This is a genomic window from Humibacter ginsengisoli (assembly GCF_054780095.1).
The window spans coordinates 233176-251506 of sequence record NZ_BAAGWZ010000011.1 but is presented as its reverse complement, the minus strand read 5'-3'; the positions used below and the strand labels follow the sequence as shown (position 1 = coordinate 251506).

The 18331-nt window shown below is 66.0% G+C and carries 19 protein-coding genes and 1 tRNA gene; 9 read left to right on the top strand and 11 right to left on the bottom strand.

Annotated elements, in window-relative coordinates; all coding sequences use genetic code 11:
• Nucleotides 1-250 precede the first annotated feature (250 nt).
• A complete protein-coding gene (locus tag ACYVI5_RS15430; RefSeq protein ID WP_460580992.1) occupies nt 251-3250 on the top strand; it encodes a DUF7507 domain-containing protein in 3000 nt (999 codons plus the stop codon).
• 111 nt (nt 3251-3361) lie between these two features.
• Here the strand turns inward: ACYVI5_RS15430 and ACYVI5_RS15425 are convergent, their stop codons facing one another.
• Nucleotides 3362-4990 carry an alpha-amylase family protein gene (locus tag ACYVI5_RS15425; protein ID WP_460580991.1) on the bottom strand — a complete coding sequence of 543 codons (1629 nt, stop codon included), beginning with the start codon at nt 4988-4990 and terminating at the stop codon, nt 3362-3364.
• Between the two features lie 44 nt (nt 4991-5034).
• Here ACYVI5_RS15425 and ACYVI5_RS15420 point away from each other — a divergent pair, with 44 nt between their 5' ends.
• The 4 genes from ACYVI5_RS15420 (at nt 5035) to ACYVI5_RS15405 (ending at nt 7807) form a co-directional block, all read left to right on the top strand.
• The gene (locus ACYVI5_RS15420) at nt 5035-5325 is read left to right on the top strand and encodes a hypothetical protein (RefSeq protein WP_460580990.1); all 291 of its coding nucleotides are present in this window, start codon (nt 5035-5037) and stop codon (nt 5323-5325) included.
• A gap of 185 nt (nt 5326-5510) precedes the next feature.
• Nucleotides 5511-5918 (top strand): DUF7882 family protein, encoded by a 408-nt coding sequence (locus ACYVI5_RS15415; RefSeq protein ID WP_460580989.1) that lies wholly within the window; start codon nt 5511-5513, stop codon nt 5916-5918.
• Nucleotides 5919-6003: 85 nt separating this feature from the next.
• Nucleotides 6004-6447, top strand: coding sequence for a hypothetical protein (locus tag ACYVI5_RS15410; RefSeq protein WP_460580988.1), 444 nt, complete (start codon nt 6004-6006; stop codon nt 6445-6447).
• A 64-nt stretch (nt 6448-6511) separates the two neighbouring features.
• Nucleotides 6512-7807: an LCP family protein gene (locus ACYVI5_RS15405; RefSeq protein ID WP_460580987.1), complete on the top strand. Its 1296-nt coding sequence runs from the start codon at nt 6512-6514 to the stop codon at nt 7805-7807.
• A 21-nt stretch (nt 7808-7828) separates the two neighbouring features.
• On the opposite strand, the gene ACYVI5_RS15400 is transcribed toward ACYVI5_RS15405, so the two are convergent.
• A complete protein-coding gene (locus ACYVI5_RS15400; protein ID WP_460580986.1) occupies nt 7829-8356 on the bottom strand; it encodes a methylated-DNA--[protein]-cysteine S-methyltransferase in 528 nt (175 codons plus the stop codon).
• An 80-nt stretch (nt 8357-8436) separates the two neighbouring features.
• Here ACYVI5_RS15400 and ACYVI5_RS15395 point away from each other — a divergent pair, with 80 nt between their 5' ends.
• Nucleotides 8437-9426 carry a serine hydrolase domain-containing protein gene (locus tag ACYVI5_RS15395; RefSeq protein WP_460580985.1) on the top strand — a complete coding sequence of 330 codons (990 nt, stop codon included), beginning with the start codon at nt 8437-8439 and terminating at the stop codon, nt 9424-9426.
• A 5-nt stretch (nt 9427-9431) separates the two neighbouring features.
• Here the strand turns inward: ACYVI5_RS15395 and ACYVI5_RS15390 are convergent, their stop codons facing one another.
• Nucleotides 9432-10616: an acetyl-CoA C-acetyltransferase gene (locus ACYVI5_RS15390; protein ID WP_460580984.1), complete on the bottom strand. Its 1185-nt coding sequence runs from the start codon at nt 10614-10616 to the stop codon at nt 9432-9434.
• Between the two features lie 154 nt (nt 10617-10770).
• A complete protein-coding gene (locus ACYVI5_RS15385) occupies nt 10771-11064 on the bottom strand; it encodes a GNAT family N-acetyltransferase (RefSeq protein ID WP_460580983.1) in 294 nt (97 codons plus the stop codon).
• Nucleotides 11065-11194: 130 nt separating this feature from the next.
• On the opposite strand from ACYVI5_RS15385, the gene ACYVI5_RS15380 reads away from it, so the two are divergent.
• The 3 genes from ACYVI5_RS15380 to ACYVI5_RS15370 all read left to right on the top strand — a co-directional run bounded on the left by ACYVI5_RS15380 (nt 11195) and on the right by ACYVI5_RS15370 (nt 12596).
• Entirely contained in the window at nt 11195-11953 is a 759-nt protein-coding gene (locus ACYVI5_RS15380; RefSeq protein ID WP_460580982.1) for a dienelactone hydrolase family protein, read from the top strand.
• Nucleotides 11954-11969: 16 nt separating this feature from the next.
• On the top strand, nt 11970-12437 hold the full coding sequence (locus ACYVI5_RS15375) for an HIT family protein (RefSeq protein WP_460580981.1): 468 nt from the start codon (nt 11970-11972) through the stop codon (nt 12435-12437).
• An 86-nt stretch (nt 12438-12523) separates the two neighbouring features.
• Nucleotides 12524-12596, top strand: a tRNA-Arg gene (locus ACYVI5_RS15370).
• Nucleotides 12597-12809: 213 nt separating this feature from the next.
• Here the strand turns inward: ACYVI5_RS15370 and ACYVI5_RS15365 are convergent.
• The 7 genes from ACYVI5_RS15365 to ACYVI5_RS15335 form a co-directional block, all read right to left on the bottom strand.
• A complete protein-coding gene (locus tag ACYVI5_RS15365) occupies nt 12810-13823 on the bottom strand; it encodes a tyrosine-type recombinase/integrase (protein ID WP_460580980.1) in 1014 nt (337 codons plus the stop codon).
• A 128-nt stretch (nt 13824-13951) separates the two neighbouring features.
• On the bottom strand, nt 13952-14137 hold the full coding sequence (locus ACYVI5_RS15360; protein ID WP_460580979.1) for a helix-turn-helix domain-containing protein: 186 nt from the start codon (nt 14135-14137) through the stop codon (nt 13952-13954).
• Nucleotides 14137-15555 (bottom strand): replication initiator, encoded by a 1419-nt coding sequence (locus ACYVI5_RS15355; RefSeq protein ID WP_460580978.1) that lies wholly within the window; start codon nt 15553-15555, stop codon nt 14137-14139. Before ACYVI5_RS15355 ends, ACYVI5_RS15360 begins: the two co-directional genes overlap by 1 nt.
• Nucleotides 15556-15957, bottom strand: coding sequence for a hypothetical protein (locus ACYVI5_RS15350; RefSeq protein ID WP_460580977.1), 402 nt, complete (start codon nt 15955-15957; stop codon nt 15556-15558).
• Nucleotides 15954-16433, bottom strand: a complete 480-nt coding sequence (locus tag ACYVI5_RS15345; RefSeq protein WP_460580976.1) for a hypothetical protein — start codon at nt 16431-16433, stop codon at nt 15954-15956. The genes ACYVI5_RS15350 and ACYVI5_RS15345 overlap by 4 nt, the downstream gene beginning before the upstream one ends.
• A 14-nt stretch (nt 16434-16447) precedes the next feature.
• Nucleotides 16448-17356, bottom strand: coding sequence for an FtsK/SpoIIIE domain-containing protein (locus ACYVI5_RS15340; protein WP_460580975.1), 909 nt, complete (start codon nt 17354-17356; stop codon nt 16448-16450).
• Between the two features lie 147 nt (nt 17357-17503).
• Nucleotides 17504-17752 (bottom strand): hypothetical protein, encoded by a 249-nt coding sequence (locus ACYVI5_RS15335; RefSeq protein ID WP_460580974.1) that lies wholly within the window; start codon nt 17750-17752, stop codon nt 17504-17506.
• Nucleotides 17753-18331: the final 579 nt, after the last annotated feature.

Genomic DNA, 18331 nt, shown 5'->3' with positions numbered 1-18331 from the left:
CCGCCGAAGCGGGAACCCGAATAGGACTGATGTGGGCGTTCTGTCTGCACCGGTTCGGGTTCCGGTGATGTTCTCAGGGGGGAACTGTTTCATGCGCAAGTTCACGGCTCGTCGGCGCTTCGAATCGGCCAGGAGCGGCGGTCGGCATCGATCCGACACCAGAAGCAGCGGCCACGGCGTCCTGTCGTTGCATTCGCGGCGGTTGCGGGCTGCCGCGGCGATCGGCGCCTTAGCCTTGACGTTAGGCACAGTGGCCGCAACGGGCATTGTCCTCGCGCCGCAGGCTGCGCATGCCACACCGGGCAGCCCCGGAACGCCGCAGGCCAACACGGTGGTGTTCCAGGAGGACTTCGAGAACGGCATGGGGGACACGCCGGTCGGTCTGGCGAACTACACCGGTGCAAATGGCGAGAAGTACACCGCAGACCCGGCTTGGCTGGCGAATTGCAACGGGCAGGTGCGCAACCTCAACACCCCGTACACCACTCTCGGCAACTGTGTCAGCACGACAGACACGTCGAACATCGGTCAACTGGCGTACGCGCTCGGTGCGCACGCCAACGCAGCCGACCCCGCGGCGAATCACGCTGTCACCGCATACACCGAGAACAACCCGGGCGCGAACGCCGTGGAGTTCCAGACGGTGAACAACATTCCGCTGGCGTCGGCTTCCGGCCGGTTCCTGACCTTCAGCGTCGACACTGCCGCCGTGAACTGCGCAGTCTCGGCGCCGCAGTACCAGTTCGCATTCCTCGACCAGGGCGGCACCGCGACCAACGTAGGCGGTGTCGTCAACGCCTGCACATCCGGCACGACCGTCAACGTCCCCGCGTACGGAAATCAGCCTGCACGGGCCATGAACGTCGGCACGTACACATCGAACGGCTCGGTTCTCTTCAACGGTTCCTCGCTCGGCATCCGGATGACCAACGCGAACGGATCCGGAGTCGGAAACGACGCCGCCTTCGACAACATCAAGATCCTGGATGTGACGCCGCAGTTGGATAAGGAGTTCAGTCCTGCCGTGGTGCCGACCGGTGGTACGTCGACTTTGACGTTCACGATCACGAACACGAGTGAGTTGGCGGCGAAGGCCGGTTGGGGATTCACCGATGCACTCCCCGCGGGGCTGACGGTCGCGAGCCCGGCCACGATCGGTGGCACCTGCCAGGCGACCACGACCGCCACCGCCGGTGCGACCTCAATCGGCGTGACGGGCGGCACGTTGAACGCAGGTGAGGCATCCTGCACGATCACCGTTCCGGTGACCTCGGCAACGACGGGCTCGTACACGAACGGTCCGGACAACGTCACGGAGACCGGGTTGAACATCCCGGGCACCACGAACGTCACATTCCAATCACCGGCGTTGACCCTGGTGAAGCACGCCGGTACTCCGGTGGATGTGAACGGCAACGGCATCACGGATGCCGGTGACACCATCCAGTACACCTTCGACGTCTCGAACACGGGTGATGTGCCGATGACGAACGTGCAGGTCAACGACCCGAAGGCCGGGCCCGTCACGTGCCCCTCGACGTCGCTGGCAGTCGGCGCGTCAGAAACGTGTTCGGCCAATAACGTCTACCAGATCACGGCACAGGATGCTGCCACAGGTTCGGTGAAGAACACGGCGACCGCGACCGGTACCCCGCCGACCGGGCCGGCCGTGCCCTCGAACCCGTCCTCGACGAGCACACCGGTGAGCACCGCGAACCCCGGCCTCTCGGTGGTGAAGTCGGCTGACCCGTCGGATGCTGCCGCGTACACGCCGGGTCAGGTGATCACGTATCACTTCACGGTGACGAACACCGGGAACGTGACGATGAACGAGGTCGGGATCCATGAGACGTCGTTCACCGGAAGCGGGAGCATTTCGGATGCCACGTGTCCGTCGTCGACGTTGGCGCCGGGTGCTCAGGAGGTGTGCACGGCCACGTACACGTTGACGCAGACGGATGTGAACCACGGATCGATCACGAACACTGCCATCGCGAACGGCACCCCGCCGGGTTCTAACACTCCGGTGCCCTCGACCCCGTCTACGGTGAAGATCCCGGAGACGCCCGCCCCCGGTATCGCGGTGGTGAAGTCGGCGAACCCGTCGACGGTGACCGCGGCGGGTCAGACCGTGACGTACTCGTTCGTGGTGACCAACACCGGCAACGTCACCCTGACGAACCCGAAGGTGACGGACACGGACTTCTCCGGCACCGGCCAGCTCTCCACCATCGATTGCCCGGCGACCACTTTGGTGGCCGGTCAGGTGGAGACCTGCACCGCCACCTACAAGGTGACGCAAGCAGACGTCGATGCGGGATCGATCACGAACACCGCGAACGTCACAGGGACCCCGCCAGGTGGTACCCCGTTGCAGCCGGTGCCGTCGAACACGGTAGTGGTGAACATCCCGCCCACGCCTGCATTGTCAATCGTGAAGACCGCCGATGTGACGGCTGCTGCGGTGGGTGAGAAGATCACCTACACGTTCACGGTGACGAACACCGGGAATGTGACGATCACGGATCCGCAGGTGGCCGATACCGGGTTCACCGGGCACGGCACCCTGTCGCCGATCGTGTGCCCGACCGGGCCGATCACGTTGACGCCGGGTCAGGTCGAGACCTGCACCGCTACCTACACCGTGGTGCAGGCGGATGTGGATGCCGGTTCGATCAGCAACGCTGCCACTGTCGGCGGTACCCCGCCGCACGGTAACCCGATCCCGCCGGTGCCCTCCAACCCGGTAGTGGTGCCCACGAACCCGCACCCCGCGTTGTCGCTGGTGAAGACCGCCAGCAGCCAGCAAGCCACCACCGTGGGGCAGGTGATCACCTACACGTTCGCGATCACGAACACCGGGAATGTGAACATCACCGATCCGAAGGTGAACGAGGGTTCGTTCAATGGCCACGGCACCTTGTCCGCGGTGAAGTGCCCGTCGACCGCCACGCTGGCTCCTGGGCAGGAGATCGACTGCACTGCCACCTACACGGTGGTCGCAGCCGATCTGGCCGGTGGGACGTTGTCGAACACGGCAACGGTGACCGGGACCACATCGGGCGGTGACCCGATCACCTCCGACCCATCGACTGCGAAGGTGACCGAAGTCTCTCCGGCCACACCGGCAGGCCTGGCATCCACCGGTAGCGACACCTGGACCGCAGGACTCGTCGGCTTCGGACTCCTGATGCTCGGCCTCCTCGCCGCCGCCGCAGCCTGGATCCAGCGCCGCCACCGCCTGAACTGACACGGACGGCACGCGCAATCGGGCTTGCGCGGCCATCCTCCCCGAGAGTGAGGGACCGGCATCATCAGGTTGGTGCCGGTCCCTCCCCGCGTCATTCGCAGACGGCGAGGGCTACACCGGGAGTACACCCGGTGTCTCTGTCGAAGCGGCACCCTCCTCCAAGCACCCCAACCAGGCGAATCCGTACGCGCCGAGTGCATCACCGTGCCACTCTTCGCCCAGCAGCGTGGTCGTTCGCAGGTCGAGCCGGATCGGCTGCGGCATGGCCCCGAGGTTGTGCAGCGTGATGGTGTCGCCGGGCGACGCCTTGTTCCAGGTGCGCAGCGCCAGCACGTTCGGCGCGTCGGGGAGCATGACGCGGCGCGCCTGAAGGATGCCGAGCCGGGCATCCGCTCGCAGCCTCGCGAGGGCGCGCGCCAGGGCCAGGTTCGACCTCTCGTCGGCTTGTTGCTTCTCGACGTTCACCCGGCTGTAGTCGTAAGGACCGGAGCGCTGAGCGGGCAGCACGAGCGGCGAGTCGGGACGATCGCTGAACCCGCCGGCCGGCGCATCCGCCCACTGCATGGTCGGTCTGCCCGAGTCGCGGCCGTCGGCCGAGAGGTCGTCGCCGATGCCGAGCTCCTGTCCCTGCACGAGTAGCGGCACGCCGGGCAACGCGGCGAGCAGGCTCAGTGTCATGCGGAATCGTTGCGGATTACCCATCATCGGCGTCCAGCCGCGCCGCAGGCCGCGGCCGTAGAGCAGCATCTCCGGCTCGGGCGCGAACGCCGCGAAGACCTCGCGGCGTTCCTCCTCGGTCAGTTGCTCCAGGTCGAGCTCGTCGGCGTTGCGCACGAAGTTCACCCGCGCCGGAACGGGCACGGCAGCGTCGAGGAAATCGAGAGCGAGATAGATGGGGTCCGGGTTCTGCCGGGTGAGGGCGAGGAACACGTTGTTGTTGAGCGCGAAGTCGAGCACGGCATCCATCTGCCCGCCGTGCACCAGGGGAGCGATGGCCTCCGGCGGCAGGTCCGCCTCGCCGACCAGAACCACCTCGCTGCGCACCTCGGCGAGACTCGAGCGGAGCCGCTGGAAGAAGATCCGCTCGTCGACACTGGTGCCCTCGGTCGGCTTCGGCGTCACCGCGGGGATCGCGGCATCCAGCCGGAAGCCGTCGACGCCCCGCTCGAGCCAGGTCGTACCAATGCGCACGATCTCGTCGAACACCTCGGGGTTGGCGAGGTTCAGGTCCGGCTGGAACTCGTAGAACTGATGGTGGTACCAGCCGTGCGCCGAATCGTCGTAGGTCCAGACGTCGTCCTCCTCCCCGGGAAAGACGTTCGTGTCGTTCGGGACGTCGACCGGCTCATCGGCCCAGACGTAGTAGTTGCCGTACCGGGATGAACGGTCCCGCCGCGCCTCCTGGAACCAGCGATGGCGATCGGAGGTGTGATGGATAACCAGATCCACCAGCACCGAGATACCACGTCGATGAGACTCACGCACCAACGCCTCGAAGTCGTCGAGGTCTCCGAAGCGCTCGTCGACGCCGACGTGATCGTCCACGTCGTATCCGTTGTCCCGCCGCTCGCTCGGATAGAAGGGGAGGAGCCAGATCCACGAGACGCCGAGGTCGGCGATGTAGTCGAGACGCTCGAGCACGCCGGGCAGGTCGCCTATGCCGTCGCCGTTCGAGTCGCGGAACCGCGGAACGTCCACGCCATAGACGTAACCGTGCGACGGCCAGGACGTTTCGCTCATGTCAAGGCCTCGATCCCGCGCATTGCACCATTGAGGCTGTATCCATGCGCCGAATCGTCTATGCAGGAAGTGTCTTCTACACCGGTGACAGCATCGCCGCGGCGCTCCTCGACTACGCGCGCGCGCTCGCGTCGCGGAGGCTCGCCGACGCGGTGTTCGTGCCAGGGCGTCTCACCAGCGGGGAGGTCGACAAGATCGAGGTGCTCATCGGGCCTTCGAGTCAACTCGTCAGCGAGCCGGTCGAAGAGTATGGGCCTGACATCGAAGACGGCCCCACGGTCGCCGAACTTCAGGACAGAACGGAGCGGATCGACGCGCTGCCTGCCGGAGACTGAACTCGCAGGTCGTGTGCGACCGGAGTTGCTCCGGCGTTCGGGTATTCGCGGTGCCATCGTGAGACCCACCGTAGGCACGAGTGCTTCCTCTACGGGATGCCTTGACAAGGCATCCGGAGCGCGCGTCCGCCATGGCGCTCACATTCGCCCTGCCGTAAAGACGCACGTGGTGGAATCATCGGTACATGGGGTATTTGGTGTACAACGATCGTGCCCAGTACCGCTTCGACGACCGCACTCTGTCACATCTGAAGATCGCGATCACCTCGAAGCTGCGGCTGCAGGAGGGCTTTCTTCTGAGTTGGCGGGTCGCCCCGGAAGACGGGGGCGGGCGGATCAGCATCTGGTTGAGCCCCGCGATCCAGTTGCAGTTCCTCTTCAACGAACCTGCACCGCCGCCCTTGAACCCGAAGTGGCTCGAGTCGCTGAGCCGCTCGTCTCACGGTCTCCGCGGCATGGTGGTGATGACCGAGGACGAAGCGGAGCTGATCGGGTCGGGCCCCGCTTTCGATCCCGCCGTGCAGCAGCGGATCAGGACCGTGCTCGACGAGGTGAGTTCGCCGCTTCCGCCCCGCGAGGTGCCGGCGCCCTAGTAGTCCTAACGGGGGTCGCGTGCGGACTCCGCGACACTCCGTGTGCTGTCGCGGTAACCGGCACAAGCGACTTAGCGTGAAGCAAATGGATGACATCGAGCCGACCCCGGAGCAGTTGCTGGCTGCCCTGGATGCCAGCGAGCTCGTCGAGTCCGTCACTGCGCTGAGCGAATCCCAGCGTGGTGACCTGCTCGAGCGGGTAGCTCTGCTGGTGGGCGCCAACCGATCCCTCAGCCTCGACGAGTTTCGTAGCGAGCTCACCGACATCCTCAATTCCGGCCCCACCTTCCACGCCGTGCTGCACGGCGGTCAGTTCGACGGGCAGGTGATGGAGCTCGATCCGGAGGACTTCGACGCCGACATGATCTGCGCCGCGGTGGACGAATCGGATGACGACACGGATGCCGACGACGGCTCGCTCCCACACGCATCCGGCGCGCTGCCCTCGCTGTACCGACTGAGCGCGGGCGAGCCCGGCCCCGGTGCGACCGTGCATTACGAGTTCGGCGGGCTGGTCTCGGTCGACTGATCCTGCCGGAAGCGGCTCCAGCCCGCTGTGGGTCTGTACAGGTTGCGTGCCCTAGTGTGGTCCGGTGGCAGCATCGAGGAGTACGCAGCGTGGACGGCGTAGCGCCGACGCCGCGTCAGAGCCCCTGCACGCCATAGCGCGGCACGGCCGGCTGCAACGCAAGCCGTGGGCGACGTTCGGCAAGGTGGTGGCATCCGTCGCCGTCGTCGCGTTCGTCAGTGTGCTCGGCATCGGCGGAGTCGCCGCGGCGAACCTCGTGTCGGACAAGAAGCCGTCGGTGCACCTCGTCGGCGAGGAGAAGCTCGGCTCCATTCCCGACATCGGCGCGCTCGACGGCGGTGTGAACATCCTTCTCCTAGCCAGTGACACGCGCACGGGACAGGGTGACGCCTGGGGCACCACCGACGACAGCTCGGGAGCGGGGCTCAACGACGTCACGATGCTGCTGCACCTGTCGAAGGACCACACCCACGCGACGGTGGTGAGCTTTCCGCGTGACCTGATGCTCCCGATCCCGAAGTGTCCGGACGGCAAGGGCGGCTGGAACAGCGCGATGTCGTCGCAACCGCTGAACACGACGCTCTCGAACGGTGGCGTCGCGTGCACGGTGCTGACCATCGAGCACCTGACAGGCATCGACATCCCGTTCGCCGGTGTCGTCGACTTCGAGGGCGTCGTGGCGATGTCGAACGCCGTCGGCGGTGTGCCGGTGTGCATCACCGGCGGAGGCATCCACGACGAGCACACGAGTCTCGACCTTCCGGACGGCACATCGGTTCTGCAGGGCATGCAGGCCGCTGAGTTCCTGCGCACCCGATACGGCGTGGGCGACGGCTCCGACCTCGGGCGCATCAGCAACACTCAGGTGTTCCTGTCGTCGCTCGTTCGCACCGTGATGACCCCGAAGACGCTCACGAACCCGGTCAAGATGTGGGGTCTCGTGAAGGCCGCGCAGCAGCACATCCAATGGTCTGACTCGCTGAACAACGTGACCACGCTCTACCAGATCGCGATGGCCGGCAAGAACCTCAAGTACGACAACATCACGTTCGTGCAGTACCCGGTGGGCAGCGACTCGGACGACCCGGGCAAGGTCGTCGCCGACCACTCGTCGGCCGACGTGCTGATGGAGGCGGTCAAGAACGACCAGCCGATCCAGCTGACCGGCGGCACGGGTGTGGGTGCGGTGGGACCGACGGGTACGCCAGCGCCATCGGATGCTTCGAGCGGGTCGGGAACGCCGTCCGGCGGCTCCAGCGCGGGCGGCGGCAGCGGCTCGGGCAGTACGCCGGTCGCGCTGCCGGAGGACGTCAAGGGCCAGACCGCTGCCACGCAGACCTGCTCGAAGGGCAACAACTGACGGAGGGCGCCCGCCGGGGCATCAGAACAGCGTCGGCGCGTGCTCTTCGAGGGCTCCCTCGAGGCCGAGCAGGAACCGCTTGCGCTCCAGGCCGCCCGCGTAGCCGGTGAGGCTTCCGTCGGCGCCGACGACGCGATGGCATGGCACGGCGATCGACAGCGGGTTGTGCCCGACGGCTTGCCCGACGATCCGGGCCAGCGACCGGTCGCCGAGCTCCTCGGCGATGCCGCCGTACGTGACTGTCTCGCCATACGGGATCTGCCGCAGGATGCCCCAGACCCGCTCCTCGAAGTCGCTCCCATTGGCCCGCATCGCGAAGTCGAGCGTGTCGCGCCGGCCGTCGAGGTAGTCGCGCAGCTGCTCCACAGCTGCTGCGATGGCGGGGTCGGAGCCGTGCGGCACCTCAGGTCCGAAGGCGGAGCGATCGGGCTTCGTCCAATGCCCCGGGTAGTAGATGCCGACGACGGCGTCGTCTTCCGCGACGATCGTGATCTCGCCGATGTGCTCCGAGATCTGCGGCGCCGTGATCGTGGCGTGCCAGATGCTCATGCTGAACTCCTCGCGTTCGTTCCTCTTTCATTGTGCAGACGCCCGCGGTGCCTGAAACGTGAGGCCGTACGCTGAAACGCATGGGATTCGACGCCGCATTCGACCTGGTGAACGAGTGGGTGGAGTCAGGCCGCATCCCGGGCGCGGTGCTCGGCGTGCTCGACCTGGATGAGCCCGAGCCGCAGGTGCGCGCGGTCGGGCTCGCGCAGCGCGAACCCGACGAGCGCCCCATGACGGCCGGCACCTGGTTCGACCTCGCGTCGCTGACGAAGGTGATCTTCACGACGCCGCGCATCCTCGATGCTGCTGCTGCGGGCATCCTCGACCTCGACGCGCCCGTCACTCAGGTGCTGACCGAGCTGCGGCAGTTCGATCCGGATGCCTGGCAGCGTCGCATCACTCCGCGGGACTGCCTGACGCATGCGAGCGGTCTGCCCGCGACGTTCCCGGTGTACACGTACGGCACGGACCCCGACCAGCTGCGAGCGTTCGTGATCCAGCGGGACTGGCCGCACGGGGACCCCGCCTACTCCGACCTCAACTACATGCTTCTCGGCTTCGTGCTGGAGCGCCTCGCGGGGGCGCGCATCCGCGACCTCGACCCCGGTGACGGGTTTGCGTGGTCGGCCGATCCGGCGCGGGCGGCGGCGACCGAGTACTGCCCGTGGCGGCGACGGATGCTTGTGGGCACGGTGCACGACGAGAACGCGGCAGCGCTGCAGGGTGCCGGGCATGCCGGCTTGTTCGGCACTGCGGCATCCGTGCTCGGTTTCGCGCGCGGGCTGCTGGACGGCACGGGCGCGTCGCAAGAGTCGGTCGAATTGATGCGCACCCCGGTCGGGCCGCGGCGCACCTACGGGTGGGAGCATCCGTACGACGGCTGGTCGGGCGGCGAGGCTTGCAGCCCCGCCACCATCGGTCACACCGGCTTCACGGGCACCGGGCTCTGGATCGACTTCGACGCCGGCCGCGCCTGGACGCTGCTGACGAACCGCGTGCATCCCACCCGCTGGTCGGACAGCGGTGTGATCGAGCTGCGGCGCCTGGTCGGCGACGCGCTTTATGCGTAGTGGCCTTACAGGGCCTCGAGCACCATCGCGGCGCCCTGGCCGCCACCGCCGCACAGTCCCGCCGCGCCTACGCTGCCGCTTCCGGCCTGCTGCAGGCGCCGCGCGAGGTGACCGACGATGCGGGCACCCGATGCCCCGAGCGGATGCCCGAGCGCGATCGCCCCGCCGTCGGTGTTCACGATCGCCGGGTCGAGACCGAGCTCACGCGTGGAGTGCACCGACACCGCGGCGAATGCCTCGTTGATCTCGACGGCGGCGAGGGCGGATGCCTCGACGTGCGCCTTGCGCAACGCGGTGGCGATCGCGTTCGAGGGCTGCGAGTGCAGCGACGTGTCGGGACCGGCGACGAACGACGAGGACACGATCCGAGCGAGCGGCTTCACCGACAGCTCGACGTCGTCGCCCACGATGATGAGCGCAGCTGCGCCGTCCGTGATCTGCGACGAGTTGCCCGCCGTGATGGTGCCGTTGTTCGCGAATGCGGGGCGCAGGGCCGACAGGCTCTCCGCCGTCGTGTCGGCGCGCAGTCCGTCGTCGGCGGAGTAGGTCGTCGCGCCCTTGCGGGACGGCACATCGTACGGCTCGATCTCGCCGGCGACGAAGTCGGCCGCGGCCGCCAGGCGCTGGTGCGAAGACGCGGCGTAGGCATCCTGCTCCTCGCGCGTGATGCCGAGCTTGCTGTTGTACTCCTCTGTCGAGGCGCCCATCGAGACGTGCTGGAAGGCATCCGTCAGCCCGTCGTGCTCGAGCGTGTCGACGAACTCGATCGCGCCGTACTTCTGCCCCATTCGCGACCCGGACCACGCGTGCGGCGCCAGCGACATCGACTCCTGGCCGACGACCGCGACGATGTCGGCCTCGCCGTCCTCGATGAGCTTGGCGGCCGCGGCGATCGCGAGCGTGCCGGAGAGGCAGACCGCGTTCAGCGTGATCGCGGGCACGGTCATCGGGATGCCGGCCTTCACCGCCGACTGTCGCGCCGGGTTCTGCCCCGCTGCGGCCTGCACCACCTGTGCGCCCTGCACGATGTCGATCTGCTCTGGGCTGACGCCCGCTCGCGCCATCGCGGCCTTCAACGCGTGGGCGCCGAGTTCGACAGCCGGGACGGATGCGAACCCGCCGTTGAACCGAAGGAAAGGAGTGCGTGCGTACGACGCGATGAGCGCCGAGCGCCCTGATGAATTCGTCATTGAATGTCCTCGTGGGAGACCGATGTGCGACCGCGCCGGCTCATGGCACTGCCGCGGCTTCGATTCGAGGATAGCCGGATGCCCTGAGCCTGCTGCGCCACTGGTGGCGCTTCTCGCCGCCGCGGCATGGCTCGCGTTCCGGCGGCTGCACCCGTTAGGCCGTTCGTGCCTTCAGCAGGCCGGCGCGCTCCGGGTGCTGGTCGAACCACTGCGCCACGTACCAGCACATCGGCACCACGTGATAGTCCGTGTTGTGCTCGACGTCGTTCACGGCGAACTCGACGATCTTGCCGGCCAGGCCGCGCCCGCGCAGGTTGGGATTCGTGAATGTACGCGTCATCGACAGTGCGTTGCCGAGCACCGTGTAGTCGACGACGCTCGCGATCTGGCCGTCCACGCGGAGTACGTAGCGGTGGGCATCCGGTTCGTGCGCGTATTCCTCGGCCATGTCCTCAGGCTATGTCGCCCGCCGCAACCCGGTGTCCGGCAGCTCGGCGCGCGCCCGGCGGATGCCGTCTCCCGACAGCTCGATGTTCCCGCGGCGTAACGTGAGCAACGACCCACAGAAGGAGCCGCCGATGACCGACCTGCCCGCCACTCACGAGACGCTTCTCGCCCGCATTCCGATCCCGTCCGGAGCCAGCCTGGAGGCATCCACGATCACGTACGGCCATGACGGCACCGAACTCGAGGGATATGTCGCCCACGACGCGGCGGCCGGCGAACCGAGGCCGGGCATCATCGTGGTGCCGGACTGGCTCGGAGTGGGCCCGAACGCCGAGATGCGTGCGCAGATGCTCGCCCGCCTCGGCTACGTGGCCTTCGTCGCCGACATCTACGGAGCGGATGTCCGCCCTACTCACGAGGAGGCGTCCGCTCTCGCGGGCCGCTACTACCAGGACCTCCCGCTGCTCCGCGCCCGGGTGCGGGCCGCGTACGAGACACTCGCCGAGCTTCCGCAGGTCGACGAGTCGCGCATCGCCGTGATCGGGTACTGCTTCGGCGGATCCGCGGCGCTCGAGTTCGCGCGCACCGGGGCGGACATCCGCGGGGTCGTCTCCTTCCACGGACGCCTCATCACGCACGATCCGAGCGATGCGGATGCCATTCGCGCCAAGCTGCTCGTGCTCACCGGTGGCGTCGACCCCGTCGTCCCCGACGAGGCGGTGCACGCGTTCCAGGACGAGCTGCGCGCGGTGCCGGACCTCGACTGGCAGGTCGTCACCTACAGCGGCGCGCCGCACGCATTCACCGTGCCCGGCGAGAACTTCCGTCCCGTGGCGGATGCCCGCAGCTGGCAGGCCCAGCTCGACTTCTTCGACGAGATCTTCGCTTGAGCGACGGGAGACTCCGATGCCGGCCGAATCGCGCGCAGCGTTCTCCGCGAGGGGTTCCGTCCAGGGCGGTGCCGCAAATTGTGTATTTTGCAGCATCGCCGAGGGCGAGACATCCGCCCGCGAGGTGTACCGCGACGACGACTTCGTGGCGTTCCTCGACGCACACCCGGTGTTCCCGGGCCACGTACTGATGGTCCCGCGGCGGCACGTGCAGACCTACGACGAGCTGCCCGAGGAACTCGCCACGCCGTGGCTGCGCACCTCGCAGTCACTCGAGCGCGCCGTGGAGAGCGCCATGGATGCCGATGGCTCGCTCCTCATCGTCAACAACGTGGTCTCGCAGTCGGTTCCGCACCTGCACCTGCACGTCATCCCGCGTTCTAAGGGCGACGGGTTGCGCTTCTGGCTCGGGCCGCGGCACGCGTACCCGTCCCAGGACGAAGCGGATGCCGTGGCCGCCCGCATCCGAGCCGCCCTCGTCTAGGCCGCCTCCCGATTACGAGCACCTTCGTTCCGCCTGATATAGTCGTCAGGTTGATCAGGCACCGAAACCGCCGGTCGACGCCCTGCGCGCCATTAGCTCAACGGATAGAGCATCTGACTACGGATCAGAAGGTTGGGGGTTCGAATCCCTCATGGCGCACACTGTGTTGAGACAGTAAGAGAACGGCTCGCGAAAGCGGGCCGTTTTCGCATTTCCCAGCGCTGATCAGGAATTTCTCTCGCCTCTTGCCTAGTTCGACGAGCCGCTGTGCTGACCGTCCGACATGCTTGTGTGCGCCAGTGCGGCGGGCTGCAGTACGCGATTGACAGCAACCGTGACAGCAACCCGCCTGGATAGTTGAAGCGCGCATGATCAGTTGTCGCCTTCGGGACTCAGGAGCGCGTCCATCGCCGCAACGGCATCGACCAGGGCGCTCGGCATGACGTGCGCGTAGAGGTCCGTCGTAATGCTGAGCGTCGAGTGGCCGAGCAGATCCATCACGACGCGGGGTGGAACGCCTTGTGCGAAGAGCAAAGACGCACAAGTGTGCCGCAGGTCATGAAAGCGGATCCGGCGCACGCCGGCCTTTTCGATCAGCGCGTTGAACTCGCGTCGAAGATTGCTCGGCTCGATCGGCGTTCCGATGGCCGTCGTGAACACGAGACCGTGCTCGTTGAACAACCCTGGAAGCACTGCAAGTTCTGAATCCTGTTCCCGCCGGTGCCTGTCGAGCGCCGAGGCAGCAGTCGAGGGCAGCGGGATCGTCCGTCGAGAACGTACCGATTTTGGTGGTCCCATGACGAGACCACGATCGGCGCCGAGACGTTGCAGCGTCTGCCTCACATGCAGCAGGCCACGCGCAAGGTCCACGTCAGTCCAGCGCAAGCCAAGCAGCTCACCCCTGCGCAAGCCGACCGAATAGGCCAGCGTGAAGAGTGCGCTAAGCCGATGCGAGGATGCCGCAAGGCTGAATGACGCAACCTCGTCGGCCGTCCACGGAGTGACTTCCTGCTTCTCAAGCCGCGGAGTGCGAACCAACGTGGCGACGTTGCGACTCACGAGCTGTTCGCGCATCGCCTCGGACAGCATGGACCGCAGAACCGCGTGAGCTAGTTGCACAGTTCGTGCCGAGACACCCGCTGAGGCGACATCGGCGTGGAGTTTGCGAACATCCGATGGAGCCAACCGATCGAGCTTGCGTGTGCCGATCGACGGGACGATGTACTTGCGCATCGCCCACGCGTAATTCGCGTGAGTGGCGGGACGTAGCGAGAGCAACATCGCATCCAGCCAATGCTTCGCGTAGGCCTCGACGGTCCACGTTGTGCCGGCCATTGGGATGCCTCGATCTGTCAATGTGATGAGCTCACGAAGCTTCGTGCTCACCTCGCTCCTTGTCGCTCCGTAGATCTGCCGCCGCTGGCGCGCGCCGTCAGGGCGAAGAACGTACGTGGCGGCGGTCCAACGCCCGTCCGTGCGCTGGTAAATCGTGCCCTCGCCGTTTGCTCGCTTGCTCATTTCTCGTCGCCGTTTGCTGCGAGACGTTCTGCATACTCACGAAGCGACGCGACAGGGATCCGGCGGCTCCTGCCGATCTTCACGCTCGCGATCAAGTTGAGTCGCATCAAGTCGTAGACCGTGGACCTTCCCACGCTGAGCGAGTCGGCCGCGTCCTCCGGCGTCACTAGGTACTTCTCCATCAGTTCACCTCTTCTCGTTTGTCGTTTGTCTTCTGGCTCCGGTCTTCGCGCCATTCGCGGGCCGCCGCGGCAGCTTCTCTTGCGAGGGCGGCGTCACCGGATGTCAGCCAGCCCATCCCTGCGAACGTCCACTGGCCGACGACAAGGGTCGTGTCGTCGTCGCCCTCATCGAAGCCGGCGGATTCGGCCGGCGCGGGACGGTGCGAAGCCTTGAGTCGTTGCCACCGACGCCGAGCACCACGAAGGCGACCAAGCGTCGTCGAGTACCGCCGCGACTTCGTTGAGAAGTGACCCCGAAAGCCGAGCATCGAGTCCCAACGCCCGAGCAGCTGGTATGGGCTGGTGTCATCGTGTTGTGCGATCCTGCCCAGTTCGACGACCAGTTCGCGTAATCGTGCAATGTGAGTTCTCGAGTTACCGCCTGGGTCGACGACGTCTTCGGTGGCTTTGGTCGCGTACTTCGCGATGTAGGCGGCCACGGCCCTATCAGTGAGCTCGCCCTCGGACTCACTGCCACGTGCAACGGCGCGTGCGTCACATTGTGCACCCCAGTCCAGCTGGATCCGCCTCGAGGTCCCCGGTAGTGCTTCTGCCGATACGCACACGTGCCTTGCGGCATGACGTGCCAGGTCAGCGAGCTGTTCCGAGGTGATCGCGATGCTTGGAGCCGGGAAGGCGGCCCCGTCCGTCGCGTTGCCATCGAGTCGGATCAGCGCATGAAAATGAACTATGCCGCGGCGCTGAAACTCGGCAACCTTCGCGAACTGCACACGTACGAGCTCGCGTGAGGCCGTCTCGCTCGTTCCCAGCGACTGAGCCAGGTCGCGGCGGAGCCTGATCATGAATCGGCGCCAGAGCTCGGGGGCGTGCCACTGCCAGGCGATATGGGCCTCGTAGTCGTAGCACTCGTGGCACAGCGGCTCGCCGACTATTGCATCCTCGGCCTCATGGCGGCGCATGCACCACGTGGGATGGCCGTGAGGACAAAGCTGCTTCTTGTTCCGTGGGCGGCACAACGGCGTTCCGTTACCTGGCTTCTTTGCGCTGTGCACGAAGCCAAACGATGGAGCGGTCAAGGTGAGAAAGACGAGCGGGTGCTCGCCTACTGACTCGGGAACACCCTTCGATCCGCCGGCAGCTCCGGCGATGACGAGGTGCCACATGTCGCTCTTGTACTCGTGACTGCACGACGGGCATCGGGCAGCACGCCTGTTCCCGCAGCGCACGTACGTCACACCATCCGGTTCGGAGGAGGAAGCGTATCGGGCGAGCGGTTCACCGGTAGCGGTGTCGTATGTCTCGGACCGGCCGACGAGGCGCACAGGCTGCGCGCAATACCCGGTGCTCGCCGCTTGCTCCAACCAGCGATCGGAATCGGGCCGGCGCAGCCTGTGCGCTGCCTCCTCGGCGTACGGCATCTACTTCGCCCGGCCCACAATGGCGCACGAATCAGGCTCGTCGGCCTCCAGTACGACGCCCAGAGCTTCGAGGTCATTTCGGCAGACCCGCGAGGGGATGCCCTTCTGCCGCAATGCCTCGTTGTACGACTCGATCACACCGTTGGTGCATCCACGGTCGGCGGCGTAGAGAGCTAGGGCAGACGTCGACTCGACGCGGGACGCATTCGCGACGAACCAATCACCGTGGCGCTCAACGACGTTGCAGGATGCGAGTTGCGGGATGTTATAGGCCGTTTGCGCCTCGTAATATCGTTGGCTTCCCGCAGATTCTCCGAACGCGAACGCCGTACCCCCAACGACAGCAAGCGCGACTGCCGCGCCCAAAGCCACGGCTCCGCGAACGAACGCATTTCGATTCATTGTTCTGCCCCTTCTTTCGCAGCTCGTCGCGTGCGGCGAGGCCGCGGTGCACCGGCGCTCGTGGATGCGGGCTCCGGTAGCGTGACGGGAATCTGTTTCGGTGCTGGGTAGTTCCAGGCGGCGTACTGGATCATGTCGTCGGACACGTTCCCCGCTCGCACGCGGATGGGATCGCTTCCGTCTTCGGGAACCACGTAGCCGACGCCGGGAGTTGTAGCCGGGATCTTGTGGCAGAGAGCGCCGTGGTCACGCATGCCTTCGCCAAGGACCATCGCGGTCTCCATGGCATCCCGTAGGCGTAGTCCGATAGTTTGTGTGAAAAGGCCACGCATCGGCAAGGTCTCCTTACGCGGATCTTGCAGGCAGGCGAACACCGTGTAGCCCACTGCGCGACCCTGCGAGCAGAGGAGAGCCAGCGCCGCGTTCGCTCTCCTGAGGAGTTCGCGATCGGTCTGGTATGCCGTCAACGCTGCCATTTCGTCGATCAGGATCACGACATGTGGGCTCTCGACTGTCGGCGTGTGCTGTCTCGTCGTTCCCGACAGTGCGTGCGCCCGGCGTTGCATTGCCGACACTCTTCTTCGAGGAGCTGTACCGCGAGGTCAGCGGAGTCGGCGAAGCGTGTAAGCAGCGGCTTCCCCATCCCGAGTTCCATGGCCGACTTCAGGTCGATGCCGTGCACCTGGACCAGCCCGCTCTTGATAGCCGGTGCGAGTCCGAGGATCAGACCCCAGACAAGTGACGCTTTCCCGGAGCCAGACGAGCCGGCGACAAGCGTGTGCGGCCCAAGCCGCATGGTCCAGAGGTAGCCGTCTTCGCGGACACCGAGCGGCACTGACCGAAGATCAACGGACTCGGCGAAAGGCAAGGTGATGACCTCCGCCAACCGATCGGCATAGTCGATCCACAGCACTGCCCCGCCCGGCGCATCTGCGACGTGAACCGACCATGCGCCGAGGTTCTCAGCAATGGCTGGAGCCGCCGCGGCGAGCTGCTGACGTGTCATGCCGAGCGGGATCGTGACATTCACGCACAAGCTGTCGCCGACCCATGAGAACTGCCTGAGTCCCGGAGCCTCTCTGCCGCCATCGAAACGTTGGATCGAACAGCCGAGCCGATCCATGAGGGGCAGCCACATAGCTGCCACGTGAGCAACTACGGACTGTTCCCACCGGGCCCTTGCATGACTGGACAGCGTTCGACCGTGTGCATATCGCTTGCGCAGCTTCACGCCGACAACAGCCGCTAGCACCAGCACAAATGCGGCGAGAACCCAGCCGTTCGAACTGAACACCAGAACAGTCAGCACGATGAGGCAAGCGAGCCACCACCGACGCCGCCAGAGATCTCGGATCTCGAGCCACCACCAGTGGAGCTCGCCCGCGACATTCGTTGACATCACTCGCCCCGGCGCTTGTCCGTGGCCGGCTTGAGATCGGTCGCACGTAGCGAGAACGCCACACGCGGACGCCCAGCGCCCTCCTTCACGTACGGCGTTACCGAGAGACCGTCGAACACGACGGGGCGGAATGGCAGCCCGGCGATCTCAGGGGGAGCGGTGGGCTCGGTCGCCGAGATCACCTTGACGGTCACCTCGCCCTGGCCCTTCTTGGCGTTCGGGTCGGCGTCGATGACGCGGACTCCACAGCGGCTTTCCGCTGGCCTTGTCGTGCTGCTGACCAACCTGCTGGCCGTCGTCACTCCACTCGATCACCCGCTCGACCTCGCCGACCATGTAGGCGCCGGCCGGGAAGAACGCCCCGAACTCGACGGGGATCGCACTCTGAATAGCCATCGCTGACTCCTTCGCATCTGTCCAAGCAGGACCACCGCGGTCCATACCGTGATGCTTACACGCAGGCGTCATGAAATCAACAAAAGTTGATAAAAGACGAAAAATGGTCTGCCTTATCGAATCGGTTCAGCCGGGCCGATACGATGTGCAGTGCCACAACTAGGGGAGTGATCCATGGCAGAGGAGCATGAAGCGTGGGGCCGTATCCCGGTTCCCGTAGCTCAACTCGCCCAGATCCTTGCCAAGAAGGCATCGAAGGACGCTGGCAGGCTTACCCGAGCGGAGTGGCCGACCGAACCACAGGACGTGCAGGACCTCTTGCGCCGAACCATTTCGGACGCTCACAAGGTCGCTCAGGCTGGAACCGACCTTCGGGCGTTGCTCTCAGCGTATGCTCATCGGTTCCATAAACCGAGACCGCTCCTGGCAGATCTCGCGAGGGCGCAACACACCAGCCCCCAAGGTTTTACACGTCGCTACTCGGATGGAACGGTCGTTGCGATCGCTCAGCTCAGCAGCCAGACGCCCGATCTAAGAGCGATCCGGGACGCTTTCCCATCGGTGAGCCTGGATGACCTG